Source organism: Mycobacterium simiae, from assembly GCF_008370645.1.
GTDB classification, from domain to species: Bacteria; Actinomycetota; Actinomycetes; order Mycobacteriales; family Mycobacteriaceae; genus Mycobacterium; species Mycobacterium simiae_A.
The window spans coordinates 1-982 of sequence record NZ_VTZN01000418.1 but is presented as its reverse complement, the minus strand read 5'-3'; the positions used below and the strand labels follow the sequence as shown (position 1 = coordinate 982).

General features: G+C 76.3%; 1 protein-coding gene. It reads right to left on the bottom strand.

From position 1 onward, the window contains the following. Nucleotides 1-83 precede the first annotated feature (83 nt). The coding region (locus F0Q45_RS29785) for a hypothetical protein (RefSeq protein WP_373425102.1) at nt 84-982 on the bottom strand (899 nt) is incomplete at its 5' end.

The following is a 982-nucleotide window of genomic DNA, read 5'->3' as shown; positions in this document are numbered from 1 at the left end:
GCTAGAAGGCACTTCGTCGAAGCCCGGGGTAGCGACCGTGCCGTGCGCGTACGTGCCGAAAAGCGCTCTTCTCCGGCGGACCACTACGGGTTGCCCTGCCCAGGGTTGCCTGGGCTGCCCTCGCTGCCCTTCGAGCCGGCGTCCCCGGGGCTGCCCGCAGTTTGACCGGCGTCCGCGTCTCCTGCTTTCCCGCCGCCGCCGGCCCCGCCGCCGGTTCCGCCTGCCCCACCGGCCCCGATCTGACCAAATAGGGGGGCGTCGCCGCCGTTACCGCCGTTGCCGCCTTTGCCGCCGTTGCCGCCGTCGCCGCCGTCACCGCTCGTAGTAGCTGGCAACGTGGCACGGCCGCCCTGGCCGCCGGTGCCACCCGAACCGCCGATCCCACCGCCACCACCGGTGCCGCCGCTGAGGGCGCCCGTCCCGCCAACGCCGCCGTGGCCGCCAAGGCCGCCAGCACCACCGGTGCCGCCGGCCCCGCCACCGTTGGGGCCGCCAAGGCCACCGACGCCGCCGACGCCGCCGTTGCCGCCCGCCCCGCCGGCGGCGCCCTCGGTGTTCAAATCGTTTCCAGCGCCGCCGTTGCCGCCGGTCCCGGCGGCCCCGCCGTTGCCGCCGCGGCCGCCATTGGCCCCGCCGGCGCCGCCGGCTCCGCCATCGCCACCAGCGAACCCCGAGGTTGCGGGGTTGAAGCTGCCGATGTTCGCATCTTGACCGTTGCCGCCGGTCCCGCCGGTGCCGCCGGTCCCGCCAGCTCCCCCGATACCTGTAGCGCCGGCATTTCCGCCGAGGCCCGTCCCGGCAAGCCCGCCCTTCCCCGGGTCGCCACCGTTGCCGCCGTTGCCGCCGTCGCCGCCGTCAGTATTTGTGCCCGAGCCGCCGTTACCGCCGGTGCCGCCGGCCCCGCCGGTTCCCCCCTTGCCGCCGTCGCCGGCGGTCTGATTCCCGGTGATGGTGCTGCCGCCTTTTCCGCCGGCCCCGCCGG